The organism is Paraburkholderia sp., from assembly GCF_035501035.1.
Taxonomy (GTDB): Bacteria; Pseudomonadota; Gammaproteobacteria; order Burkholderiales; family Burkholderiaceae; genus Paraburkholderia.
In genome coordinates this window covers 1-22,391 of record NZ_DATJWR010000328.1, presented here as the reverse complement: position 1 = coordinate 22,391, position 22,391 = coordinate 1, and the positions used below count along the sequence as shown (strand labels likewise).

Below are 22,391 nucleotides of genomic sequence, written 5' to 3'. Positions count from 1 at the left end.
GCGAGCCGCTTCGTGGCGGGCTTCATCGGTTCGCCGCGCATGAACTTCCTGCAGGCGCGCGTGGCCGCCGTCGAGGCCAACGGCGTGAGCGTGACGCTCGACCAAAGCGGCGAAACGGTGCGGCTGCCGGTGCAGGGTGCGAGGCTTGCCGTGGGTGCCCCGGTTACCTTCGGCGTGCGCCCCGAGCATCTCGAACTCGTGGACGGTGACGCCGCATCGAGGGCATCGAATAATCATCAGGACACCTTGACGATTGCGCGCGCCGTCACGCTGGTCGAGGAGCTGGGCGAGCACAGCTACGTGCACCTCGATCAGCCGGGCGGCGCCGTGCTCGTAGCCAAGGCCCCCGGTGACGCGCGCCTGCAAAGCGGCGACACCGTGCAGTTCCGTGCGAGCGCGAACGCCTGCCATCTCTTCGCGGAGGACGGCTTTGCCGTCGCGCCGCTCGCCACCATCGATCAAACCGCATGAGAACAGAATGAGAGCTGCGAACGAGGGGACAGGAATGCGTCTTGGAGTTTGTTACTACCCGGAACACTGGCCGGAGGCCATGTGGAAAGACGACGCCGCGCGCATGAAGGCGCTCGGCATCGCGCAGGTGCGCATCGGCGAGTTCGCGTGGAGCCGCATCGAACCCTCGCCCGGCGAATTCGACTGGGGCTGGCTCGACCGCGCGATCGACACGCTCGGCGCGGCAGGCCTGCAAGTGGTCATGTGCACGCCCACGGCCACGCCGCCCAAGTGGCTGATCGACCAGCATCCCGACATCCTGCCCGTAGGCGCCGATGGCCGTGTGCGCGGATTCGGTTCGCGGCGGCACTATGATTTTTCGTCGCCTGCGTATTTCGAGGCCTCGCGGCGCATTTGCGAGGCGGTCGCCGCGCGCTACGGCCAGCATCCCGCCGTCGCGTACTGGCAGACCGACAACGAGTACGGCTGCCATCAAACCGTGGTCAGCTATTCGCCGGCTGCCGTGCGGCGCTTTCGCGAATGGCTCGCGGCGCGCTACGGCAGCATCGAGGCGCTCAACACCGCGTGGGGCACCGTGTTCTGGAGCATGGAGTACCGCAGCTTCGACGAGATCGACGCACCCGTGGGCACCGTGACCGAAGCGCATCCTTCGCACCGGCTCGACTACCAGCGTTTTGCTTCCGACGAACTGCAGCGCTACAACCGCATGCAGGTGGACGTTCTGCGCGCGCATGCGCCGGGCCGGCCCATCGCGCACAACTTCATGCAGCTCTTCATGGAGTTCGATCACTACAAGGTCGCCGCCGATCTCGACGTCGCGGCCTGGGACAGCTATCCGCTCGGCGCACTCGACCAGCAGTGGTTCGCGCCCGACGTGAAGGCGCGCTATCTGCGCACGGGTCACCCGGATTTCGCCTCGTTCAATCATGACGTGTATCGCGGCATGTCGAAGCTGCCGTTCTGGGTCATGGAGCAGCAGCCCGGCCCCGTGAACTGGGCGCACTGGAACCCGGCCCCGCTGCCCGGCATGGTGCGCCTGTGGAGCTGGGAGGCGTTCGCGCACGGCGCGGGCTGCGTGTCGTATTTCCGCTGGCGCCAGGCGCCGTTCGCGCAGGAACAGATGCACGCGGGCCTGAACACGCCCGACAACCGCCCGGATATCGGCAGCGCGGAGGCCGCATGCGTGGCCGAGGAAATCGAGGCCGTGCTCGCGGCGAACGCGGGCCGCGATTTCGACGTGAGTACGCCCGTTGCGCTCGTGTTCGACTACGAGGCGAAGTGGCTCTTCGAGATTCACCCGCAGGGCGCCGATTTCCACTATCCGCGTTTTGCTGTGGAGTACTACTCGGCGTTGCGCGCGCTGGGCTTCGACGTCGATATCGTCTCGGTGCACGCGCCGCTCGACGGTTACCGGCTCGTCGTCGTGCCGCCGTTGCCCGTCGTGCCGGACGACTTCGCGCAGCGCCTCGCGAATTCGGGCGCGCAGGTCGTGATCGGACCGCGCACGGGCTCGAAGACCGTCGATCTGCAGATTCCGGCCAATCTGCCGCCAGGGCCGCTCGCGGCGCTGCTGCCGCTGCGCGTGTGGCGCGCGGAGTCGCTGCGCCCGAACGTGAGCGAACCGGTGCGCTTCGATGCGCAAGAGGGTGCGCCCGCGGGCGCGCATGGGGTTGCCCATGAAGGCCACGCGTTTCATTGGCGCGACCTGATCGAGCCAGGCGCGAGCACGGGTGAGAGCGAATGGGCGGTGCCGGAGGTTCGCGCGACGTTCCGCGACGGCCATCCTGCCTGGGTGAGGAGCGGGGTGGTCCATTACCTCGCGAGCCTGTTCGACGAAGCGACCACGCAGGCGGTGTTCGCGCGCGTTGCGCGCGAAGCGGGCCTCGCGCCGCAAGCACTCGGCGACGCCGTGCGCGTGAGCCGGCGCGGCGGCCTCACCTGGGTGTTCAACTACGGACCCCACGCGCATACGCTGGCGGCGGACGTTGCCGACGACGCATTCGTGATCGGTTCGCGTACGATAGGGCCACAGGGCGTGGCGGCCTACCGTTCGGCATGAGCATGGAGTGTGCACGTCATCAGCACGCTTGAACGCTTTGCGCAGTTTCTACCGATGCAGCACCGACAACGACGTAAAACCAAGGAGACACGCATGATCGGCAAGACCTTTAGACCACGCACCCTGCTCGTTGCAGCGACGCTGGTGGCGGGCGCCCTCGCCGGCGCGGCGCGCGCCGACACGCTCGAAGTGAATATCGCGTTCAAGGGCGCGAGTCAGCGCGCCGTGTGGGAGCAGGTCGTCGACGAGTTCAAGAAAGCGCACCCGGGCACGGACGTGAAGGTGTCGTTCGTCGACGAGGAAGCCTACAAGGTGCAACTGCCGAACTGGCTCACGACCGCGCCGCCCGACATCGTGAACTGGCACGACGGCGAGCGTATGGCCTACTACGCGAAGCGCGGCCTTTTCGAGGACCTTTCGGGCGACTGGAAGAAGAACGGCTGGGACAGCATGTACGCTTCGACGAAGGAGGCTTCGTCGTTCCAGGGCAAGCAGTATGCGGCGCCCACGGTTTATTACTCGTGGGGCATGTTCTACCGCAAGGACCTGTTCGAGAAGGCCGGCATCAAGAGCGAGCCGAAAACCTGGAACGAGTTCCTCGAAGCGAACAAGAAGCTCAAGGCCGCGGGCATCACGCCGATCGCCGTGGGCGGCCGCGACGCGTGGACGCTCGCGGGCTGGTTCGACTATCTCGACCTGCGCCTGAACGGCAACGCGTTCCACCAGAAGCTGATGGCGGGCGAAGTGCCTTACACCGACCCGCGCGTGAAGAAGGTCTACGTCACGTGGAAGCAACTGCTCGACGACGGCGATTTCATCCCCAATTCGCTCTCCTACGATCTCGATGCGGCGCAGCCGTTCCTGTTCCAGGGCAAGGCCGCGATGATGCTCATGGGCACCTTCATCACGGGTGGATTCAGCCCGACTGTGAAGCAGCAGATGGGCTACTTCCAGTTCCCGATCATCGATTCGAACGTGCCGACCGCCGAGGACGGACCAGTTGAATCGCTGCATATTCCGTCGAAGGCGAAAAACAAGGCCGCGGCGCACGCGTTCCTCGCCTTCGTGGAGACGCCCGACGTTGGCGCGCAGCTTGCCAAGGGGCTCGGCTCGCTTTCGGCCAACAGCAAGTCGCCGGAGCCGGAAGACCCGATCTCGAAGATCGGCTTTCAGATCCTCTCGAACACCAAGGGCGGCATTGCGCAGTTCTATGATCGCGACATGACCAAGGAGATGGCCGACGAAGGCATGAAGGGCATGCAGGAGTTCGTCGCCGACCCCACGAAGCTCGACTCGATACTGGCGCAGCTCGAGCAGACGCGTCAGCGTATCTACAAAAAGTAAGCAGTACGAAGAGGAGGCGGGCGGTGCGCTTGTGCTGCCGCCTGCCGTGTGGTTCGAAGCGCAACCGTGTTGCGTGGGACCAGGGTAAGCGCTTTGCACTTACTCTGGTCGACAGGAGGTTTTTACCGTGAGACAGGCAGTGACTCACTCCGTCGCGCACCGTGCGGACGGCGCCGCGCCGTCGGGCGACGGGCACAGCGGCACGGACGGCGGCATGTCGAATGCACCGCATGCGAGCGGGCGGGGCACGCAACCGCGCCGTCGTTCGTCGCCCACTGCGCGCCGCCAGCGCCGCGCCGCGTGCCTCTTTCTCGCGCCCGCGTGCATCATGTTCGCGGTCTACGTGATCTGGCCGATCCTCTCCACGCTGCGCCTCTCGTTCTACAACTGGGACGGCATGAGCGACGCGAGCTTCGTGGGCCTCGCGAACTATATCGAGCTGTTCCACGCGCCCACGTTCTACACGGCGCTCAAGAACAACGTGATCTGGCTGCTGCTGTTCCTGCTCGCGCCACCCATGGGCCTCGCGATCGCACTGTATCTGAACCAGGCCGTGGCCGGCATCCGTCTCGTCAAGTCGCTGTTCTTCGCGCCGTTCGTGCTTTCGGGCGTGGTGGTCGGCCTCATCTACTCGTGGTTCTACGATCCCACTTTCGGGCTGCTCGCGCTCATGCTGGGGCACGGCATTCCCGTGCTCGGCGACCCGCGCTATGCCACGCCCGGCATCATATTCGCAGCGCTGTGGCCGCAAACCGCGTATTGCATGATCCTCTATCTCACCGGGCTCACCACGCTCAACAGCGAGCAGATCGAGGCCGCGCGCATGGAAGGCGCGAAAGGCTGGACCATGCTCTGGCACGTGATCCTGCCGCAACTGCGACCCGTCACGTTCATGGCCGTGGTGGTCACCGTGATCGGCGCGCTGCGCAGCTTCGACCTCATTTCCGTGATGACGGGCGGCGGCCCGTTCGAAAGCTCGACGGTGCTCGCTTACTACATGTACGACCAGGCGATCAAATACTATCGGCTCGGCTATTCGGCCTCGATTGCGGTCGTGCTGTTCGCGATCATGCTGCTTTACATCGTCTACCATCTGCGCCGCCTGCTGCGCAGCGAGCATTGAACCTGCAGGGAGGAGCCGAACATGTTCCCGATTCCGGTCGACAAATGGAAGCCCGCGTCGCGCCGCCTATACAAGCTCTCGCTGCCGGTGGCGCTCGTGATCTGGCTGCTGCCGCTCATCGCCGTGCTGGTGACTTCGGTGCGCTCCACTGAAGAGCTGAGCGAAGGCAACTACTGGGGCTGGCCCAGGCACTTCGCGATGGTCGAGAACTATCGCGAGGCGCTCACGACTTCGCCCATGCTCCATTACTTCTGGAACAGCGTGCAGATCACGCTGCCGGCCGTGGCCGGGGCGATCGCGCTCGCGGCGCTGGCGGGGTTCGCGCTCGCGATCTACCGCTTTCCGGGCAATTCGGCGCTATTCGCGACCTTCGTGGCGGGCAACTTCGTGCCGATCCAGGTGCTGATGATCCCGGTGCGCGATCTCACGCTGAGGCTCGGGCTCTACAACACGGTGGGCGGCCTGATTCTCTTTCATCTTTCGTTTCAGACCGGCTTTTGCGCGCTCTTCCTGCGCAATTTCATCAAGCAACTGCCGTTCGAGCTCGTCGAAGCCGCGCGTATCGAGGGTGCGAACGAGTGGACCGTGTTCGTGCGCATCGTGCTGCCGCTCATTCGCCCGGCGCTCGCCGCGCTCGCCATTCTCGTGTTCACGTTCGTCTGGAACGACTACTTCTGGGCGCTGTGCCTGACCCAGGGCGACGACGCCGCGCCGATCACCGTTGGGGTCGCGGCCCTCAAGGGACAATGGACGACCGCGTGGAACCTCGTCTCGGCGGGCTCGGTCCTCGCGGCCCTGCCTTCGGTGATGATGTTCTTCGCCATGCAGAAGCACTTCGTGGCGGGGCTGACGTTCGGCGCGACCAAGGGGTGAGCGAGGGCGAAGCGGGGTGATTTGACTTCGCTGCGGTGCCAGGGTCCAATCTCGAACGACACGACGCACGCGATCATGCCCCCATGCAACAAAGCGAATCCTCCCCAACGCCGGCGCAGCCGCCCTCGGCCACGCGACTGCCCGAGGCGGTCGTGCGCGATTTTGACGGCGACCATCTCGATGCGCGCCAGTCCGACGCGATCCGCCTTTCAACCGTAAGCGAGGACGGCTGGCCGCACGCCGCGCAGTTGAGCGCAGGCGAGATCCTGGCCGTCAACGCCACCACGCTGCTCATCGCGCTCTGGCCGCAATCGAACACCACACGCAACCTCGCGCGCGACGGCCGCCTCACGCTCTCGCTCGTGCACGATGGCGCGCTGCTGGAAATCCGCGCGCGGGCGCACGCCGTGGCGCAGCGCCAGACGGCGCTCGAACTGAGCGTGTTTCGCGTGGAAATCGAATCCGTCACCGAGCATCGCGCGAAATATGCCGAGGTGCTGAGCGGCGTGACGTTCCGGCTCTACGAGCCCGAGCGCGTGCTGACGCGCTGGCGCGAGCAGATTGCGATGTTGCGCTCGCTCGCATGATGGACGTGTTGCCGGCTTCGTGATGTTGTCATCGCCGGCGTGCTAGCGTGTCCAGCGTGGCGCGCGCAGCATGGTGATCGAGGCGCGCGCCGGCGTCACGCCAACGCTTACGTCAACGGAACGAGGATGCACACTACCGAACTATCAGACTGGCAGCAGTTCATGGCGCTGACGACGCAGCTAGACGGCTGGGCCTTTCGCGGCCAGCAGAGCGCGCAGTGGCGGCTCGAAAGCTCGCTCACGCGCTACATGCGTGACTACATGGGCGACCGGCTGGAATGGCGTCAGCGCGAGGAGCGGGCGATTCGCGTGTTCCGCCGCAAGGCGCACAACTTTCTCGCGCATCCGGAGCTGCTCAAGGACGACCTGCGCTGTCTCGCGCTCATGCAGCACCATGGCGCGCCCACGCGGCTGCTCGATTTTACGAAGAGCCCGTTTGTCGCGGCTTTTTTCGCGCTCGAACGCGCGACCGGCGACGCCGCCGTCTACGCCCTCAATACGCCCGCGCTATGGAACAGCCGCGCGTTGCCCAAGGCGAATCCCTCGCTCACGCGCGACGTGATCGACCCGCGCGTGCAGGACAACTTCGAGCGTTACTTCTTTAGCAACGCGAACGAAATCATCTGGTCGGGCGAGCCCACGGAAATGGACGACCGGCTCGTCGCGCAATCGGGCACGTTCGTCGTGCCGGGTGTGATCGACAAGCCGCTGGAGGCAATCCTCAATGGCTACGAGAGCGAAGAGGAGCTGCTACACAAGATCGTGCTGCCCGCACGCATTCGCATGGATGCGATGAAATGGCTGTATCGCATGAACATCACCAATGCGTCGCTGTTTCCGGGCCTCGATGGGCTCGCGCGATCGATTGCGGTGGAGCTGGAAATCGTCTGGCCGGGGATGATGGCGCCGGGCGCAGGCTCGGAGAGTTGATACGCTGGCGGCGCGCCGGCATCGGCCCCGTTCACGGCGTTTCGGGGCGCGGCAGATTGAGGCCGGACGCGAGCCGCGTGGCCTTGAATTCCGTGATGTCGTAGCCGGCGAGCCCTTGCTGCGCGAAGGGGTCGGTGGCGAGCAACGCGTCGAGCCGCTCGCGCGGCATGTGCGAGGCAAGGATCACGCCGCCGTCGCGCGGCATTTTCGGGCCAGCGGCAATGAAGTTGCCGCCTTCGAACTGCGCATCGAGCCAGTTGCGATGCGCAGGCAGGGCGTCGTCGATGCGTTCGAGCGTAGCGGTGTAGTGCAGGGAAACGATGTACATGAGCGCTCAGTGAGAACGGGTAAAGACGCGTATGTTATCGCGTGAGCGCGTGGGCTTCACGCTGTGTGCTCACGGTTCACGCCGCAGAGTGCCGCGTGCTGCAGTAGCATGATCGTCTTGCCATCCACGATCTCGCCGCGCTCGATCATCTCGGCGGAAGCCGCAAATCGGCATCGACGTACCATGACGCGGTTTCGCATGTCAGCTTTCGCGCGCGACGACGAACTGCATTACGTCGGTGCGGCGCTCGGCAAAGCCCGCTTCGCAATACGCGAGATAAAGGCGCCAGGTACGCACGAAGGTTTCGTCGAAGCCCACCCCGCGGATGGCATCAAGGCGCGATTCGAACGCGTGCCGCCAGAGTTTCAGCGTATGCGCGTAGTCAATGCCGAACGAAAGCGATGGCTGCGCAACGAGTCCCGCCTTCGCGGCGGCGCGCTTGAATCGTTGGGGACTGGGCAACATGCCGCCCGGAAAAATGAATTCGCGGATGAAGTCGCTCGTCGCGCGATAGGAGGCGAAGCGGGCTTCGTCGATCGTGATCGTTTGCACCAGCGCGCGTGCGCCGGGCGCCAGGCACTCACGCAACGTGCCGAACCAGGCGGGCCACCAGCCTTCGCCCACGGCCTCGAACATTTCGATCGACACGACCGCGTCGTATTGCCCGCGCACGTCGCGGTAGTCGCGCAGTTCGATGCGTGCATAGCGGTCGAGCTCTTCGTGGCGGATGCGCTCCACGGCGAATTCGCGCTGGTTCGGCGAAATCGTTATGCCGTGCACGGCAATGCCAAGCCGCGCGGCATGGCGCGCGAAACCACCCCAGCCGCAGCCGATCTCCAGTACGCGCATGCCGGGCTTCAGGCCGAGCGTATCGACGATGCGCTGATATTTGGCCTGCTGAGCCGCCTCAAGCGTGCGCGACGGTTCGCCGTCGAACCACGCGCTCGAATAGGTCCACGTTTCATCGAGCCACTGGCCATAGAAGGCATTGCCGATGTCGTAATGGGCGTGAATGTTTCGCCGGCTGCCGGCGCGGGTGTTGACGCGCAGCCGGTGGCGCAGGTTATACCAGAGTTGCGCCAGCCGGCCACCATGCAGGGTTCGCGCGACGGCCGCTTCGTTGCGGATCGCAAGCTCGAGCAGCGCAGTGAGGTCGGGGGAATCGACCCATTGTGCGCGGTAGGCATCGGCGAAACCGATGTCGCCCGCGCGCAGGATGGCTCGGCAGGCTCGCCAGTCGAGCACGCGCAGCACGGCGCCGGGCTGGCGATGCGGATCGCCGAAGACGTATTGAGCGCCTTCGGGCGTGGCGAGCGTGAGATGGCCGACGCGGATGCGCCGCAGCGCGCTCAGGAAAAGTCGCGCGTGAAAAGGCAGTGCTGCCGGGGTGGAGAGTGAACGCAGCCGGTTCATGATGAGGTCTCTTCGTCTGAGAGCGGGGGGTGCGTGGTGGCGTGCGCGGCGTTGGTGTCTGCGGCTTCGGAGGGTGCATGCGCGCCGTGGAAGGGAACGCGCTTGAGCCAGAGCCGCAGCGCCTGCCAGTGGATCCGGGCCATCACGCCGGCGATGGCGAACGGCTGGCACGCGAGCATGCGCAGCGCGAGTGCTCCCCTAAACGGCTGGGCGCGCAGCGTCAATGCGGTGCGCAGCAGAGGTCCGTCGTCGTCGCTGTAGTCGATCGCAACGCCAATGCGCTCGCCGTCACGGCGCACGCGAAACGCGTAAGCGCCCGTGACATCGCAGAACGGCGAAACGTGGAAAGTCTTGCGGCAGACGAGCACGGTATCGTCATCGATGGGTACATGGCCCGGCGCGCTGAGCAGGTAGCCATGGTGGCCGCCGAAGGTGTTGCGCACATCGGCATAGAGCGCGCGCAATGCGCCAGCACGGTCATGGCAGAACCAGAAGCTCACGGGGTTGAACGCGTAGCCGAAAAGGCGCGGCATGGTCTGCAGCCAGATTGGGCCATCGGCGGGGATGTCCGCTTCGGCCAGCCGCTCGCGCATCCACGTTTCGAGCGGGCGGCCATCACGCGGCCCGTAGTCGCGCGTGACAAGGCCCAGCGGTGCCCAGCGGTCGATGCCGAACCACCAGCGTTCGATCCGGGCGAGCCGCGCGAGGTCGCAACTCACGTAGAACACGGGATAGTCGAAGCGATGCCGGGCCGGGCGCAGACGGGCATGCATCACGCGACCCGTGAGCAGGCACCCCGCGTCGCCCCGGCTTGAGTTCGGGGGCGTCACAGCACCGCCCATGCCGGCATCACGCCGAATGCACGAGCTACGCGCAGCGCCGACTTCAGGCCGTCCTCGTGAAATCCGTAGCCGGTCCACGCGCCCGCGTACCACGTGCGGCGGCGGCCCTGCAACGCGGGCAGGCGCTGTTGGGCGTCGATGCAGGCGAGATCCAGCAGGGGATGGTCGTAGACGTAGCGCCCGATTTCGTGCTCGGGGGCAGTGACAGCGTTCAGCGTCAATATGACTGGCGTGCGGAACGGCAGCGGCTGCAACTGGTTGAGGAGATAGCTCACGCAGACGGGATGCTCGCGTGCATGCAGGGCGCGGCCGCCCAGGTAGTTCCAGGCGGACCACACGCGGCGGCGCCGCGGCAGCAGTCGCATGTCGGTGTGCAGCGTCGCGACGTTGCGCTGGCAGCGCACGGCGCTGAGGACGCCGCGTTCCGCTTCGTCGGCGTCGGCAAGCAGCCGCAGGCTCGTCGGCGCGTGGCTTGCCAGCACGATGGCGTCGAAGCGCTCGGGCCCGGCGTCGTCGGTGACGACCGTGACGCCGGCGGCATCGCGCCGGACGGCGCGCACGGGCGTGTTCGTGCGTACATCGTCGAGCGTCGCGGCAATGCGGCGCACATATTCGCGCCCGCCGCCGGCCACCGTCTTCCAGGGCGGTCGGCCGTTCACCTGCAGCAGGGCGTGGTTCAGGCAGAAGCGCAGGAAGGTGGCGGCGGGAAAGCGCAGGATGTCGCTCGCTGCACTGGACCAGATGGCGGCCGCCATGGGCAGCAGGTAGTGGCGCTGGAATGGCGCGCCGTAGCCGCCTTCGAGCAGCAGTTCGCCCACCGAGCAGCGATTGCGGTGCGCGTTTTCCAGATTGCGTTGAGCCGAAGCGTTGAAACGCAGGATGTCGCGCAGCATGCCGAGGAAGCTGGGAGAGAACAGGTTGCGCCTTTGCGCGAAGACGGTATTGAGGTTGGTGCCGGCCCACTCGAGGCGCCCGTCATCGAGCGACACCGAAAACGACATATCGGTACGATTGGCTTGCACGCCGAGTTCGTCGAAGAGCGCAACGAGGTTCGGGTAGGTGCGGTCGTTGAAGACAAGGAAGCCGGTATCCACGGGATGGCGCAAGCCATCGAGCTCGACGTCCACGGTATGGGTGTGTCCGCCCAGATAGCCGGCGGCCTCGAAGAGCGTGACCCGGTGGCTGCGCGAGAGCAGGTAAGCGCTGGCGAGGCCGGCAATGCCGGCGCCGACGACGGCGATGCGCTGATGGGGCTGCGCCTGAACGGCTTCTGGATGCATGGTGGTCGATCTCCTCTTCGCGGGGCTTGGGTTGCGCCCCTGTACATACGGTCGAGGCGCGCGGGCGGATGCAGTGGTGCGTCAGCCGCCGCCGTCCAGCTGCGCGAAGCCCGGCTGTCCAACCTGACTGCGCACTTGGGGCACGCGCCGGAACCGCGACGTGTCGTAGCCCATCGCGTCGAGCCGCGCCAGCAGTGCGCGATATTCGTCCTCGCTGATCTGCGGTTGCCGCGCGAATATCCAGCCGAGCGTCTTGCCCGGATAGCCGAGGATCGTGTAGCGATAGTCCGGGTCGACATACAGCGTGAGTTGGGTCACGTAGACCGGCCAGAAGAGTCGGACGCTCCACTCGCCACCGCCGCTGCCGGGCTTGACCGAATCGAGGAACTGGTAGCGCCGTTCGGGCTGATCGAAACCGCCTTTGCGGCCAACGAAAACGTCGTCAATGCGGCCGTCAGGGCGAAGCGTCCATTCGGCGCGGCTCGCTACGAAACCGCGTTCGGCAACGTACGGAATGTTGGCGATCACGTACCAGCGGCCCATATAGCGCGGCAGGTCCACCGGCACGGTGTGCAGCGGCAGCGCGGCGCGCGGATTCGGGTTTGGCGGTCCGCTCGTGCACCCCGACGCGGCCACGACCGCGGCAGCCGCGAAAAGCGCTGCCGCGAGGGCCGGGACCCGGGCGGCGCCACGTATCGTCGGGGGCATCATGGGCACTCCCGCGCATCGCGCTTCTCGAGCAGGTAATGCGCGACGCCCCATTCGCTGCCGCGCGCATAGCCGAACAGCTCAGCGACTGCCATGTAGAACATGCGCCAGCGCTGGAGCCAGAGCGTGGCGTCCTTGCCGTAGACGTCGTTGAAAATCGCGAGTACACGTTCGCGCGAGGTATCGAGTGCTTCGAGCCAATGCGCTGCCGTGCGGGCGTAATGACTGCCGTCGATCCACCATTGCCGCGTAACACGAAGATCGTCCTGGAAGTTGAGCAGCAGCGCGGCGGAAGGCATCGTGCCGCCGGTGAAGAAGTGGCGCGACATCCAGTCGGCGGCATCGCGCGAGGCAAACTGATACGCGAGCGTGCGATGCGCGAAGAGATGCACGAACAGGCGTCCGTCGTCGCGCAACCACCGCGTGATCTTCGCGAGCAGGAGGCCGTAGTTTTTCATGTGCTCGAACATCTCGACCGAGACGATGCGATCGAATCCGGAGTCGCTCCTGGGGAACTCGAAGTCAACGATATTGCCGGTTACGACGCGCAGGTTCTGGAGCTGGTAGCGGGTTGCCTGCGCCTCGATGAAACGGCGCTGCCCATGCGAGTTCGACAGCGCGACGATGTCCGCGTGCGGAAGGCGCTGTGCGAGCCACAGCGAGAGCGATCCCCAGCCGCAGCCCAGATCGAGGATGCGCTGCCCATCCGCGAGCCCCGCGCGTTCGGCATAACAGACCAGCATCGCCTCTTCGGCTTGCGCGAGCGTTTCATTGCCGCGCGGATAGTATCCGCACGAGTACTTCATGCGTGGTCCGAGATGCGCCTCGAAGAAGGTGGCTGGTACTTCGTAGTGCTGAGCGTTAGCGGCCGGTGTCTCGATGGCGATGGGGCTGCCCCGCAGTTCGGTCAGGAGGCAGTGCAGGGCTTCGGCACAGCGCTTGCTGTCGTGTGCGCCCTCGTCGCGCAGGCGCGCACCAATCAGGCGCCGCATCCCGGCGCGGATCAACGTATCGGGCAGCCAGCCGCGCTCGCAGCAACGGATGAGCCAGTGATCGTTGATGGCCTCGCGGGCGCTCGGCGTGCTCAGGGTCGTACTCATTGGGCGGCTCCTCAGTGTGGCTCAAACGCCTTCCGGGGCATCAGGGCTGCGTATGGCGATTGCGTGCGGGTGGCCAGGGAATCAGGGCGCTGGTCGTCCGGATGTAGTCGTCGTACCCGGCGCGCGTTCTGGCGAGATGGGCTTCGAGCAGCGGGACGCCAGACACCTTCATCAAAAGCCAGGCCATGAGCAGCGGCGGCGCGATGGTCAGCCAACCCCACGGCAGCCGGATCGACAACACCGTGTAAGCGAGCCAGTGCACGCACTCGAAAAAATAGTTCGGATGGCGCGAGTAGCGCCAAAGGCCGGTGCGGCAGACCTGGTTGCGGTGCCGCTCGTCGGCGGTGAAGCGGGCAAGTTGCCGGTCGGCGAGAGTCTCGCCGGATAGGGCGATCAGCCAGACGGCAATCGCGCCAGCGACGTTTGCGAGCGGCACGGACTGAGGGCTTGCGGCAGGCACGAAGAAGGCCACGGCGAGCAGAAGGGCGACCAGCGCCTGCAACTGGAAGAACCAGAAGAAGTTGCGCGGCGCAGCGGCGGCCCATTGGTCGCGGAACTGGCGATAGCGCGCATCTTCGGGTTTGCCATGATTGCGGCGCCACAGATGGATGGCGAGCCGCATGCCCCAAGCGCCACCACCCGCGGCGACGAGCACCCGGTTCAATGGCGCACCATCGCTGGCAACGCCGGCGAGCACAGCGACAGCGCCCAGGGCACCTGCCCAGACGGGGTCGATCATGCCGGCATTGTTCGTACGCATTTGCCAAAGCCAGGCGACGGAAAACGCCAGCGCCAGTCCAGCTGCGGCCGCGGCGATGATGGCGATCGGGAACATCCTGAGAGCGCTCCGGTTGTCGATTCCATTCGCTTATACGGACCGAATGGCGTGGTGGATGCATCGACAACGGAAGTGGCAAGTCGGGCGCGCAAAGATATGGGCCGCCGACGGCGGCCCGAGAGAGGGGCAGACTACGCGACGTGCGCCGCTCAAGCGATATGCATCATGCCAGTCGCGATCACAGGTCCAGTGGGTTGTCCGGTTGGCGATCCGCCTTGCGGTTCGACGGAAACGGCCAGTATGGCGCGCGTGCTCATCTGCGCGAGGATACGCGGCGATAACGGCATGGACGCCGGCGCGTCGGTCGGAACGATGCCAAGCGCCACCGGCTTCGCGCCAGGCGGTATCAGCCAGAGTTCGGTGGAGTGGCCTGCGGCCACCTGCGGATGGACGGCGGGTACGACCACCATGCGGGCTCGCCGTACGTCGACCGTCGCAGTCCAGTGCGCGACGCCGTCGCTGCGTGCGATCGTCGCCACCATGTAGCCGTCCTGCGCCACCACGGTGGCGGTCCGCTGCGTCTCGCGCAGCGTGACTAGGTTGACGGCGAGCAGCACGAGTGCGGCGGCGCTCGCCCCGATGCCGAACCAGCGCCACAGGCCGACGTCGTTCCACCACCCGCCGCGCGCGGGCGTCTTGGTGGGCACGGGCAGGAAGCCCAGGTCGCGCTGGACACGCGTCCAGACACGGGCCGGCGGTTCGATGCCGGGCAGATCCTCCGCGAGCGGCGCGAAACGTGCAAGCCAGGTGTCGAGCGTCGCGCGTAGCGCCGCGTTGTGCAGCACCTCGCGCTCGAGCGCACGGCGCGAGTCGCTGTCGAGCACGCCGAGCGCATATTCGGCGCAGCGCAGGTCGTCGTCGGAGAGGGCGGGCGTATTCATCGTTCGAGACACAGCTTCAGTTGCATCAGGCTGCGTCGGATCCAGCTCTTCATGGTGCCGAGCGGCACGCGCAGACGCTGCGCCAGTTCGGCATAGGTCGCACCGCTAAAGAAGGCCTCGCGCACCGCGCTGCCCTGCTTCGGATCCAGTGCCTCAAGGCACTGTTCAAGCCTGCGCCGCTCCTCGCTGAATTGGGCGACGTCCTCGGGCGTTGGCGCTTCGTCCTCGATTTCGGCCGTCTGCTCCTCGTCAAGCGGCGATTCACGACGCTGACGCATGCGATCGATCGTGGCGTTGCGTGCCAGTGTGACGAGCCAGGTCATGGCGCTGCCGCGCTCCGGGTGGAAGGTGTCCGCTCGGCGCCAGGCGTTCGTGTAGACGTTCTGGAGCACATCTTCGGCCTCGCTTCGATCGTGGGTCATCCGGACGACGATCGCGAAAACACGTGAGGAGGTGAGCTTGTAGAAGTCCGAAAAAGCCTGCTCGTCTCCTTCGGCGACGCGGCGCAATATGCGGTTGAGATGGGCACGGCGGGCCTCATCGGCATCGGGGCTCGCGCTCATTTCGGACGTATCCTGCATGCTCGGAGTCGGACGGCTTGCGCCTCGCGCATAGAAGTGACCCGGAATATAGCATGGCAGTAAAGCGTCGACGCGCTGGGGCACCAAGCCCGGCAACAGCCGTCATGACGGGTGGCTCCCCTCGCGAACGATGCGTTCACCTTAGGTACGCAAGAAACCACGGTACGGATGCAGGTGGGCCGCTGCACGTCGCAATGTGGAGTGAACGGTCCTGCTGGCGGTAGCGAGCGCATGCGCGAAGTGGCGCATCGCTGCGAGGAAGAGCTCGGTTTGCTCGACCAGACGCGCGTGGACTCTTCGGCCACCACCTCGGTTATCCAGATGGTGTTGCGGGCCGGGTCGAAGCCGTTGAACGCACTGGCGTCGAGATCAAGCTAATCGCCCAGCACGAGTGCGCGGCGGCGCGTCATGCCCGTACCCGCGACCGGCGGCGGCAGGCGTGCGAACAGTAGCGCACCTCGGCCCAGTGCCGCGCCCAAGCCCGGCGCCACGTCATCGGCCGGCCGCAGACGGCGCATGTCTTGCAAGCAAGACCGGCCTTGTTGCCCTTGAAGCCGTTTGACTCGCTCATTCGAACAGCTCCTTTTGCAGGGGAGAGGATGACCGCCGGGTGCGCCTTCGACGGGCGCCGTCATGCGCGAGACCGCTGCGGCGCGAGCCATGCCGCCGCTGGATGGCGTCGGCTTCCTCGCGGGCGGCCTCTGTGCCGCGCATCGTATACAGGCGGGCTTTCGCTGTCGCGAGGGCGGAGCGCTCGTCGACGATGGGCGGGGGATAGTCCGCGGTACCGTATTCCGGCACCCAGCGACGGACGTAGGTGCCGCATGGGTCCAGGTCGGCAGCCTGGCGGGCGGGCGAATAGATGCGCAGCGTGTTGATGCCGGTCGTGCCCGACTGCATTTGCATCTGGCTCCAGTGGATGCCGGGCTCGAAGTCGAGGAACTGCCGCGCCAGATGCAGCCCGGGCTCGCGCCAGTGCAGCCACAGGTGATACGCGGCGAAACTCACGAGCATCGCGCGCATCCTGAAGTTCAGCCAGCCGGTGGCCAGCAGCTGACGCATGCACGCATCCACCATGGGATAGCCGGTGCGGCCTTCGCACCACGCATCAAAGAAACGCCGATTGAATTCATGCTCGCGCAGGCCATCTGCGGCCCCTGCGAGATTGCGGTGTTCCGTTTCAGGCTCATCCTCGAGCTTCTGGATGAAATGGCAATGCCAGCGCAGCCTGCCCGAAAACCCACGCAGGTGCCACGCGAAGCGTTTGGCCGTGGGGTCGCGATCGGCCAGAAGCCTTGCGATGCGAGATTGAGTCGCCTCATGCACCTGACGCATCGAAATCGTCCCGAATGCCAGATGTGCGGAGAGCCGCGAGCACGCCCTTTCCGCGGTAAGTGGGCTCGATAGTTCGGCGCGATAACATCGGCCTCGTCGGTTCAGGAAATCGTCGAGTATCACCCTCGCTGCTTCCTCGCCGGCGGCCGGGAGCGGTCGCGATGCGCGCAGCCCCAGTTCGTGCAGCGACGGGAAGACACCGTACGTCAGGCCGCCGACGGCACGCGGCACCGATAGCCTCACGGGTGGCTTGCTCATGCGCGCTTCCCAGCGCCGCGCCCAGCCGTCACGCGATCGCAGGCCGCGCACGACCCCGGTTTGCGTGTCCTCCTGCCAGGCGACGCCTCGCTCACTGCACCACCCGGCGACGCGGCAATCGCGTGCATAGCTCCAGAGCGGCCCCGTCTCTTCGTGACTGAACAGGTGCGTAAATGCGGTCTCCCGATGCAGCGCCTCCAGTACGTCGGGCATGGAGCCCATCCGGACAAGCAGCGGGAGTCCCACCGCACCTAACGCCTGTCGTAGTGAGTGGACGCACGCTCCCAGAAAGGCAACGTGCTGGGCATCGCATTCCGGGCTGGCGAGCCATTCCGGCTCGATGACCACGAGCGCGAAGCCGTCGTCGCAGGCGGCGGCAGCGGCCAGTGCCGCGTGGTCATGAATGCGCAGATCGCGCTTGAACCAGATCAGCGCGCGAGACATGGCAGAACCGACGCTTGATCGTCGTCGTGGCGGTCTCCGTTCGTACCCGGCCCCTGCGGCCGCCGGGGTGAGATGGCATAAAGGCCCATGACTGATCTCCGCTCATAGTGAGTCCGAAACGCTCACTAATTTCGCCTTGAGTTGTCGATTTGAGGCACACTTTGGGAGTAGTATATGACACATGAGGCGTTATACAAACTCGACATGAGTCTTATTGTGCGTGCGGTGGCAGTGGTCAGCGCTGGTTGTCTGTGGTGTTCCATGCTGCACGGGCAGGAGCAGGCATGACTCCCCGTGTTGCCGTAGTCGGTGCCGGAATGGCCGGCTTGTCGTGCGCCAGCTTCCTTGCGCAAGCCGGGCTTGAAGTCGTGATCCTCGAGCGCAACGGTTTCGTGGGTGGGCGCATGGGCGCGTGGCACGGCGATGTGTGGCAGTGCGATCACGGCGCCCAGTTCTTCACCGCGCGAGAGGCGGGTTTCCACCAGGCGGTGCAAAGTTGGTGCAGAGCAGGCCTGGCTAGCCCGTGGACAGGCCGTTTCGTGTCGTTTGACGCAGCCGGTGTGGCGCAAGGTCTCAGCAACGTCGAACGGTTCGTCGGCACGCCGTGCATGGACACGCCGCTCTTGATGATCGCCGCGCGTCTGCGTGTCATGACCCGGCAGGGCGTCATCGCGCTCGACGGCGTTCGCGGTACATGGGAGCTGACGACGCGAGAAAGCGGCCGGTTGCCCGAGGTCTTCGATGCCGTGGTGCTGGCGGTACCGCCGACCGAGGCCTGCAACTTGCTGCATATGGCGTCGCCTGCGCTCTCGGTCGTGGCCGATCGGGCACGCATGCGCCCTTGCTGGGCGGTGATGCTGCACTATGCGACGCCGCCGGCTTTGCCCTTCGACGCGGCGTTCGTGAACGGCGGGCCCCTGCGATGGATGGCGAACGACGGGGCGAAGCCTGGGCGCGGGGGGCGGACTGTGTGGGTTCTGCACGCGAGCGCCGATTGGAGCGTGCGACACCTGAGTGCGCAGCCTGAAAGAGTTGCGGAGGCCTTGATAGCGGCGTTCGCGGCGTTCGGCGCGGGGCTGCCCGATGCATGGACGGCGTACCTCTGGCGGGATGCCGAGGCGGTGGTCGAACCAGGCTCGCCGTTGCGCGGCTATGTATGGCGCGAGTCCGAGCAGCTTGGCCTGTGCGGCGACTGGCTCGGCTCGGGGCGCGTGGAAGGCGCCTGGCTGAGCGGGCGGGGACTCGGCGCTGCTGTGTTGCAGAGTCTTGCGCACCGTCCCGGTTAGCCGGTGGGGGGCGGCGCGATCAGCCCACAGCACCATGGACAGATCAAAACCCGAAACTGGAAGCAACCATGAAAATCCCAATCTTTCGTTCGTACGGTACTTGGGCCATCCTGCTCGCGGCAGGTGCGGCATTGGCCGGATGCACTGCGTTCGCTGGCGGACCGCGGGGCAATGCGCAAGTGCCCGCGCCGGCAAAAGAGGTCGAACTCGAGCGGTATCTGGGGCGCTGGTACGAACTGGCGCGCTACGACAACCGTTTCGAGCGTGGCTGCGAAGGCGTCACAGCGGAGTACCGGCAGCGCGACGACGGCTATATCGGGGTGCGCAACACGTGCCGGCAAGGGGGGCTCGATGGCCCGGCACGCGAGTCGGAAGGGCGGGCGAAAGTCGTTGCGCACAGCGGCGGTGCGAAGCTGAAAGTTTCATTCTGGGGACCGTTTTTCATCGGCGACTACTGGGTGCTCGATCACGCCGACGACTATTCGTGGTCCATCGTCGGTGAACCGTCCGGGCGCTTTCTCTGGATACTGACACGCGATGCCCGACCTTCCGCGGCGCTGGCCGACATGCTCTACGAGCGGGCTGGTTCGCTCGGCTACGAGACCTCGCTGCTCCGGCGCACGGTGCAATGAAGCTGCTCAGTGCGAAACCATCAGGTATCCAGATAAATCCTCAGTTGCGCGAGACCGCGCCGGATCCAGCTTTTCACGGTACCTTGGGGCACCCCAAGCGTGTCGGCGAGTTCGGAGTAGCTCAAGCCGCCGAAAAAAGCTGACCTTATGGCGCGATGTTGTTGAGGGGAAAGCCGTCGCATGGCGGCCTCGAGCGTGGAGCAGCTTTCGTGCGCTTCGGCAATCGCATCTGGCGCCGGGGCGCAATCGCGGAGGGTGGCCATGAGCGTCTCGTCGAGCGGGTGTTCGCGCGGCCGGCGCAACTTGTCGATGGCACGATTGCGCGCGAGCGTGATCAGCCACGTCAAGGCGCTGCCTCGCGAGCAATCGAACGATGCGGCTCGGTGCCATGCGGTCGTGTAGGTGTCCTGAAGTAGTTCCTCGGCTTCCGCGCGGTCAGGCGCCATCCTGATGAGTACTGCGAACAGACGGCGAGAGGTCAGCCGGTAGAGATCTTCAAATGCTGCGCGGTCTCCGCCCGCGGTCGCGGCCAGCAGCGACTCCAGGTCAGATGTGCCGGCGGATGGGACGCCGGCAGGACGCGCCGCGCACTGCGAACGCGCTGGAGCCGGTCGGCGCGCAGCACCGTCGCCTGAATCGCCAGACGAAGCCGTCCCTGACTCGGTTTGCACGGGGTCCTCGCCGCATGAGCACATGGATTCGGGCGCGGGTTCGCGCTCCGCGTGGGGAACCAGCGTGTGGAAAGCGGAGAAGTCGCCCATCATTTGTCTCAACGGACAAGGTGCCGGAGTCAGCGCACGTTCACGACGCTATCGTCTCTCGCGTGCCGTCGTCGAATAGCCGGCGGCCCGCGCATAAGTTGCCGCTGCCAGTCGTCAGGGGCCTTTGGCTACCAGCAGGGACAGGAACTCGCGGCGCAATGCGGCGTCTTCGAGGAAGCGCCCCCGCATGACGCTGTTGGTCATCTTCGCTCCATCGTCTTTCGTCCCGCGCCAGTGCATGCAGAAGTGATCTGCCTCGATCACGACCGCGAGGCCGTCTGGCGCGATCCGGCGCTCGAGCAGGTCGGCGATCTGTTTGACGGCCTCCTCCTGAATCTGCGGCCGCGCCATCACCCAGTTCAGGAGGCGCGAGTACTTGGACAGCCCCGGAAGATTCGAATGCGCGTTGGGCAGCACGCCTATCCAGGCGTGACCCATGATCGGGCAAAGGTGGTGCGAGCAGGCGCTGCGCACGCGCAGCGGCCCGACAACCATGAGTTCGTTCAACTGGCCGACGTTGGGAAATTCAGTGAGCGGGGGAGCCGCCTCGTAGCGGCCCGAGAACACTTCCCGCACGAACATCTTCGCGACACGTCTTGCCGTGTCGCGCGTGTTGTGATCGGTGTCGACGTCGATCACCAGCGCGCGCAGCGCGTTCTCGATATGGCCGGCGACCTCGCGCTGCAAGGCATCCAGCTCGCCGTCCCGCAGATGCGCAGCGATGTTGTCGTTCGCGTGGAAGCGATGTCCCGCGCGGCGCAGACGTTGGCGGATGATCTGTGACAGTGGCGCGCCTTCGACGGCACCGCTGTCCATGACGGCCTGAGAGTCGATTACGGCGCCCATGGTGTCTCCCGGTCGGGTGATGTTTGAACAGGAAAGCGATTGAGTACTCAGGAGGTCAGCGCGGGCGGCTCCATCACGTCCCAGCCTTCCTGTCTCGCGACTTCCACAAGTGCGTCCTCGAACATCCGGACCGCCCGATTGGCGGTGTCGCCCAGGTGCCGGTGAAGGAGCGCGTCGTCGGGCGAACGGGACAGGCAGTCGTCGCTGTAGCGCTCGAAGGCCGACAGTTGCATCACCAGTTCCGCGAGGTGCTTGGGGCACTCACAGGCAATCGTGGTGGACAGGCGCACGAGTCGCGCGAGCGTGGCGTCGTCAAAACGCCGCTGCGAACGCAGCCAGAGGCCCCGACGGAGGGCGCCATCCGGGGTGCGCCGCTGCAGCGAGGCCGAGAACTCGGCGACCAGTTCGCCGGCGTGCAGCAGGGCGTCCGGGCGTTTTTTCAGCGTCATGCCCTGGAGTGTGGCCAGCTCCATCGCCTGCCGTGTCCCGAAAGGGAACACCACCATGACTGAGCCGGCGCCGATACGCGCGGCCGCTTCGGCAATCTGTTCGACCGTTTCGGCGTGAAGCGACGCCACGCGGACGATCAACCCCTGCGCGGAGGGGGGCGCGCCGCACTGTAACAGGGCGTCCAGCGAGTCGAATCGATCCGTCACATGGTCGTTGGGACCCACATCGCCCAAGCCGACCGTGACGATCGAGGCGACGGCTTCGGGTTCAAGTGCCGCTGCACCCTTGTCTCTCGCAGTGCTCGTGAGCAACGCTTCGAGCGCGGCTCCCTCGAGGCGCGCGATGGATCCGATCGCATGTCCGCGGCCGACCAGAGCCTTCAGGAGCCGCAGGCGATGCACATCCTCGTCGGAGTAAAGTCGCTGGCCGGATGCACTGGTCCGCGGGGAAATCACACCGTAGCGTTGCTCCCAGATTCGCAGGGTCGCAGCCGGCATGCGTGCAAGCTTGGCTGCCTCACCGCTGCGATACTGTCGACTCGTCGCGTCCTGTTTACTCACGGCAGATACGCTCCTCGGCTCAAATATGCACTCAATATGAGTTCTTAGACTAACTCGCAATGCCAAATGTGGCAAGATATTTTAACTCATAAAATTCCGGGATATGAAATCCGGCTCTGTACCAGATGTGCATTGCTGGCGTGTGTTCGCCCACTTTCCCGATGCTAGCGCGTGCCCCGCAAGTCCGAGGAAGCCCAGTGGCGGCGGAGGGCCCTCCGGACTCTTCCAGACATAGTCCGGTCCGCATATCCGTCGCCTTCGGCACTCATGTGACAAGATGATCGCTGGGTTGCGCGTTCAGGTCCTGCTCGTGGAAGTAGCGTCCGGTATGCAGCGACGAAGGACCGAGGCGCGCGTACTTGAACATCAGCGCGATCTCGATGATGAAGAGCAGCGTGTAGAAGACCACGAAGCCCGCGATGCTCACGATGACGTCGCTGGGCGCGAGGCTCGAAGCGGAA

25 protein-coding genes and 1 pseudogene are annotated in these 22,391 nt (G+C 65.6%); 10 read left to right on the top strand and 16 right to left on the bottom strand.

Translation table 11 applies throughout. The features are described from left to right. The 7 genes from VMJ11_RS24520 to VMJ11_RS24490 form a co-directional block, all read left to right on the top strand. Window positions 1-471, top strand: a 471-nt coding sequence (locus VMJ11_RS24520) for a TOBE domain-containing protein (protein ID WP_325622626.1), incomplete at its 5' end; no start/stop codon positions are given. Window positions 472-505: 34 nt separating this feature from the next. Further along, the gene (locus VMJ11_RS24515) at window positions 506-2,530 is read left to right on the top strand and encodes a beta-galactosidase (RefSeq protein WP_325622625.1); all 2,025 of its coding nucleotides are present in this window, start codon (window positions 506-508) and stop codon (window positions 2,528-2,530) included. Window positions 2,531-2,623: 93 nt separating this feature from the next. Further along, window positions 2,624-3,874: an ABC transporter substrate-binding protein gene (locus VMJ11_RS24510; protein ID WP_325622624.1), complete on the top strand. Its 1,251-nt coding sequence runs from the start codon at window positions 2,624-2,626 to the stop codon at window positions 3,872-3,874. A gap of 214 nt (window positions 3,875-4,088) precedes the next feature. Continuing rightward, window positions 4,089-4,997, top strand: coding sequence for a sugar ABC transporter permease (locus VMJ11_RS24505; protein WP_325622629.1), 909 nt, complete (start codon window positions 4,089-4,091; stop codon window positions 4,995-4,997). 21 nt (window positions 4,998-5,018) lie between these two features. Next, window positions 5,019-5,870, top strand: coding sequence for a carbohydrate ABC transporter permease (locus VMJ11_RS24500; protein ID WP_325622622.1), 852 nt, complete (start codon window positions 5,019-5,021; stop codon window positions 5,868-5,870). Window positions 5,871-5,953: 83 nt separating this feature from the next. Further along, window positions 5,954-6,457: a pyridoxamine 5'-phosphate oxidase family protein gene (locus VMJ11_RS24495; protein WP_325622620.1), complete on the top strand. Its 504-nt coding sequence runs from the start codon at window positions 5,954-5,956 to the stop codon at window positions 6,455-6,457. A gap of 126 nt (window positions 6,458-6,583) precedes the next feature. Continuing rightward, complete coding sequence (locus tag VMJ11_RS24490) at window positions 6,584-7,387, top strand: FRG domain-containing protein (RefSeq protein ID WP_325622618.1); 804 nt, start codon at window positions 6,584-6,586, stop codon at window positions 7,385-7,387. 31 nt (window positions 7,388-7,418) lie between these two features. On the opposite strand, the gene VMJ11_RS24485 is transcribed toward VMJ11_RS24490, so the two are convergent. The 10 genes from VMJ11_RS24485 to VMJ11_RS24440 form a co-directional block, all read right to left on the bottom strand. Continuing rightward, a complete protein-coding gene (locus tag VMJ11_RS24485; RefSeq protein ID WP_325622616.1) occupies window positions 7,419-7,715 on the bottom strand; it encodes a YciI family protein in 297 nt (98 codons plus the stop codon). 56 nt (window positions 7,716-7,771) lie between these two features. Next, window positions 7,772-7,915, bottom strand: a complete 144-nt coding sequence (locus VMJ11_RS24480) for a hypothetical protein (protein ID WP_325622614.1) — start codon at window positions 7,913-7,915, stop codon at window positions 7,772-7,774. Between the two features lies 1 nt (window position 7,916). After that, complete coding sequence (locus tag VMJ11_RS24475; RefSeq protein WP_325622613.1) at window positions 7,917-9,128, bottom strand: cyclopropane-fatty-acyl-phospholipid synthase family protein; 1,212 nt, start codon at window positions 9,126-9,128, stop codon at window positions 7,917-7,919. Next, window positions 9,125-9,901, bottom strand: coding sequence for a DUF1365 domain-containing protein (locus VMJ11_RS24470; protein ID WP_325622611.1), 777 nt, complete (start codon window positions 9,899-9,901; stop codon window positions 9,125-9,127). The genes VMJ11_RS24475 and VMJ11_RS24470 overlap by 4 nt, the downstream gene beginning before the upstream one ends. Before the next feature lie 53 nt (window positions 9,902-9,954). Continuing rightward, the gene (locus VMJ11_RS24465) at window positions 9,955-11,250 is read right to left on the bottom strand and encodes an NAD(P)/FAD-dependent oxidoreductase (RefSeq protein WP_325622609.1); all 1,296 of its coding nucleotides are present in this window, start codon (window positions 11,248-11,250) and stop codon (window positions 9,955-9,957) included. Between the two features lie 81 nt (window positions 11,251-11,331). Then, a complete protein-coding gene (locus tag VMJ11_RS24460; RefSeq protein WP_325622607.1) occupies window positions 11,332-11,961 on the bottom strand; it encodes a lipocalin family protein in 630 nt (209 codons plus the stop codon). Next, window positions 11,958-13,058 carry a cyclopropane-fatty-acyl-phospholipid synthase family protein gene (locus tag VMJ11_RS24455; protein WP_325622605.1) on the bottom strand — a complete coding sequence of 367 codons (1,101 nt, stop codon included), beginning with the start codon at window positions 13,056-13,058 and terminating at the stop codon, window positions 11,958-11,960. Before VMJ11_RS24455 ends, VMJ11_RS24460 begins: the two co-directional genes overlap by 4 nt. Before the next feature lie 40 nt (window positions 13,059-13,098). After that, window positions 13,099-13,893 (bottom strand): DUF1295 domain-containing protein, encoded by a 795-nt coding sequence (locus tag VMJ11_RS24450; protein WP_325622603.1) that lies wholly within the window; start codon window positions 13,891-13,893, stop codon window positions 13,099-13,101. Between the two features lie 152 nt (window positions 13,894-14,045). Beyond that, window positions 14,046-14,777 (bottom strand): anti-sigma factor, encoded by a 732-nt coding sequence (locus tag VMJ11_RS24445; protein ID WP_325622601.1) that lies wholly within the window; start codon window positions 14,775-14,777, stop codon window positions 14,046-14,048. Next, the gene (locus VMJ11_RS24440) at window positions 14,774-15,340 is read right to left on the bottom strand and encodes a sigma-70 family RNA polymerase sigma factor (RefSeq protein WP_325622600.1); all 567 of its coding nucleotides are present in this window, start codon (window positions 15,338-15,340) and stop codon (window positions 14,774-14,776) included. The genes VMJ11_RS24445 and VMJ11_RS24440 overlap by 4 nt, the downstream gene beginning before the upstream one ends. Window positions 15,341-15,559: 219 nt before the next feature. On the opposite strand from VMJ11_RS24440, the gene VMJ11_RS34545 reads away from it, so the two are divergent. Further along, entirely contained in the window at window positions 15,560-15,736 is a 177-nt protein-coding gene (locus VMJ11_RS34545; RefSeq protein WP_414694463.1) for a hypothetical protein, read from the top strand. A gap of 28 nt (window positions 15,737-15,764) precedes the next feature. Here VMJ11_RS34545 and VMJ11_RS34540 read toward each other — a convergent pair whose 3' ends face one another. Both VMJ11_RS34540 and VMJ11_RS24425 read right to left on the bottom strand, forming a co-directional pair. Beyond that, window positions 15,765-15,929: a DUF2256 domain-containing protein gene (locus VMJ11_RS34540; protein WP_414694462.1), complete on the bottom strand. Its 165-nt coding sequence runs from the start codon at window positions 15,927-15,929 to the stop codon at window positions 15,765-15,767. Then, window positions 15,926-17,395 carry an FAD-binding domain-containing protein gene (locus tag VMJ11_RS24425; protein WP_325622598.1) on the bottom strand — a complete coding sequence of 490 codons (1,470 nt, stop codon included), beginning with the start codon at window positions 17,393-17,395 and terminating at the stop codon, window positions 15,926-15,928. Before VMJ11_RS24425 ends, VMJ11_RS34540 begins: the two co-directional genes overlap by 4 nt. 284 nt (window positions 17,396-17,679) lie before the next feature. On the opposite strand from VMJ11_RS24425, the gene VMJ11_RS24420 reads away from it, so the two are divergent. Next, a complete protein-coding gene (locus VMJ11_RS24420; protein ID WP_325622596.1) occupies window positions 17,680-18,681 on the top strand; it encodes an NAD(P)/FAD-dependent oxidoreductase in 1,002 nt (333 codons plus the stop codon). Between the two features lie 68 nt (window positions 18,682-18,749). After that, entirely contained in the window at window positions 18,750-19,313 is a 564-nt protein-coding gene (locus VMJ11_RS24415; protein WP_325622594.1) for a lipocalin family protein, read from the top strand. Between the two features lie 20 nt (window positions 19,314-19,333). On the opposite strand, the gene VMJ11_RS24410 is transcribed toward VMJ11_RS24415, so the two are convergent. From VMJ11_RS24410 to VMJ11_RS24395, 4 genes and pseudogenes are all read right to left on the bottom strand, one after another. Continuing rightward, complete coding sequence (locus tag VMJ11_RS24410; protein ID WP_325622592.1) at window positions 19,334-20,077, bottom strand: sigma-70 family RNA polymerase sigma factor; 744 nt, start codon at window positions 20,075-20,077, stop codon at window positions 19,334-19,336. Window positions 20,078-20,188: 111 nt separating this feature from the next. Next, the gene (gene folE / locus VMJ11_RS24405) at window positions 20,189-20,920 is read right to left on the bottom strand and encodes a GTP cyclohydrolase I (RefSeq protein ID WP_325622590.1); all 732 of its coding nucleotides are present in this window, start codon (window positions 20,918-20,920) and stop codon (window positions 20,189-20,191) included. Between the two features lie 47 nt (window positions 20,921-20,967). Then, a complete protein-coding gene (locus VMJ11_RS24400; RefSeq protein WP_325622588.1) occupies window positions 20,968-21,930 on the bottom strand; it encodes a MerR family transcriptional regulator in 963 nt (320 codons plus the stop codon). Window positions 21,931-22,195: 265 nt separating this feature from the next. Continuing rightward, window positions 22,196-22,391: pseudogene (locus tag VMJ11_RS24395) on the bottom strand (cytochrome bd-I ubiquinol oxidase subunit CydA); the annotation flags it as partial.

Excerpts from the sequence above, each read along its gene's own strand:
- VMJ11_RS24470 (WP_325622611.1), bottom strand. The coding sequence starts at position 9,901 with ATGCATGCCCGTCTGCGCCCGGCCCGGCATCGCTTCGACTATCCCGTG.
- VMJ11_RS24500 (WP_325622622.1), top strand. The coding sequence starts at position 5,019 with ATGTTCCCGATTCCGGTCGACAAATGGAAGCCCGCGTCGCGCCGCCTA.
- VMJ11_RS24445 (WP_325622601.1), bottom strand. The coding sequence starts at position 14,777 with ATGAATACGCCCGCCCTCTCCGACGACGACCTGCGCTGCGCCGAATAT.
- VMJ11_RS24425 (WP_325622598.1), bottom strand. The coding sequence starts at position 17,395 with ATGTCTCGCGCGCTGATCTGGTTCAAGCGCGATCTGCGCATTCATGAC.
- VMJ11_RS24480 (WP_325622614.1), bottom strand. The coding sequence starts at position 7,915 with ATGCGAAACCGCGTCATGGTACGTCGATGCCGATTTGCGGCTTCCGCC.
- VMJ11_RS24465 (WP_325622609.1), bottom strand. The coding sequence starts at position 11,250 with ATGCATCCAGAAGCCGTTCAGGCGCAGCCCCATCAGCGCATCGCCGTC.
- VMJ11_RS24485 (WP_325622616.1), bottom strand. The coding sequence starts at position 7,715 with ATGTACATCGTTTCCCTGCACTACACCGCTACGCTCGAACGCATCGAC.
- VMJ11_RS24505 (WP_325622629.1), top strand. The coding sequence starts at position 4,089 with ATGTCGAATGCACCGCATGCGAGCGGGCGGGGCACGCAACCGCGCCGT.
- VMJ11_RS24490 (WP_325622618.1), top strand. The coding sequence starts at position 6,584 with ATGCACACTACCGAACTATCAGACTGGCAGCAGTTCATGGCGCTGACG.
- VMJ11_RS24515 (WP_325622625.1), top strand. The coding sequence starts at position 506 with ATGCGTCTTGGAGTTTGTTACTACCCGGAACACTGGCCGGAGGCCATG.
- VMJ11_RS24475 (WP_325622613.1), bottom strand. The coding sequence starts at position 9,128 with ATGAACCGGCTGCGTTCACTCTCCACCCCGGCAGCACTGCCTTTTCAC.
- VMJ11_RS34540 (WP_414694462.1), bottom strand. The coding sequence starts at position 15,929 with ATGAGCGAGTCAAACGGCTTCAAGGGCAACAAGGCCGGTCTTGCTTGC.
- VMJ11_RS24455 (WP_325622605.1), bottom strand. The coding sequence starts at position 13,058 with ATGAGTACGACCCTGAGCACGCCGAGCGCCCGCGAGGCCATCAACGAT.
- VMJ11_RS24415 (WP_325622594.1), top strand. The coding sequence starts at position 18,750 with ATGAAAATCCCAATCTTTCGTTCGTACGGTACTTGGGCCATCCTGCTC.
- VMJ11_RS24495 (WP_325622620.1), top strand. The coding sequence starts at position 5,954 with ATGCAACAAAGCGAATCCTCCCCAACGCCGGCGCAGCCGCCCTCGGCC.
- VMJ11_RS24460 (WP_325622607.1), bottom strand. The coding sequence starts at position 11,961 with ATGATGCCCCCGACGATACGTGGCGCCGCCCGGGTCCCGGCCCTCGCG.
- folE (WP_325622590.1), bottom strand. The coding sequence starts at position 20,920 with ATGGGCGCCGTAATCGACTCTCAGGCCGTCATGGACAGCGGTGCCGTC.
- VMJ11_RS24420 (WP_325622596.1), top strand. The coding sequence starts at position 17,680 with ATGACTCCCCGTGTTGCCGTAGTCGGTGCCGGAATGGCCGGCTTGTCG.
- VMJ11_RS24510 (WP_325622624.1), top strand. The coding sequence starts at position 2,624 with ATGATCGGCAAGACCTTTAGACCACGCACCCTGCTCGTTGCAGCGACG.
- VMJ11_RS24440 (WP_325622600.1), bottom strand. The coding sequence starts at position 15,340 with ATGAGCGCGAGCCCCGATGCCGATGAGGCCCGCCGTGCCCATCTCAAC.
- VMJ11_RS24410 (WP_325622592.1), bottom strand. The coding sequence starts at position 20,077 with ATGATGGGCGACTTCTCCGCTTTCCACACGCTGGTTCCCCACGCGGAG.
- VMJ11_RS24450 (WP_325622603.1), bottom strand. The coding sequence starts at position 13,893 with ATGTTCCCGATCGCCATCATCGCCGCGGCCGCAGCTGGACTGGCGCTG.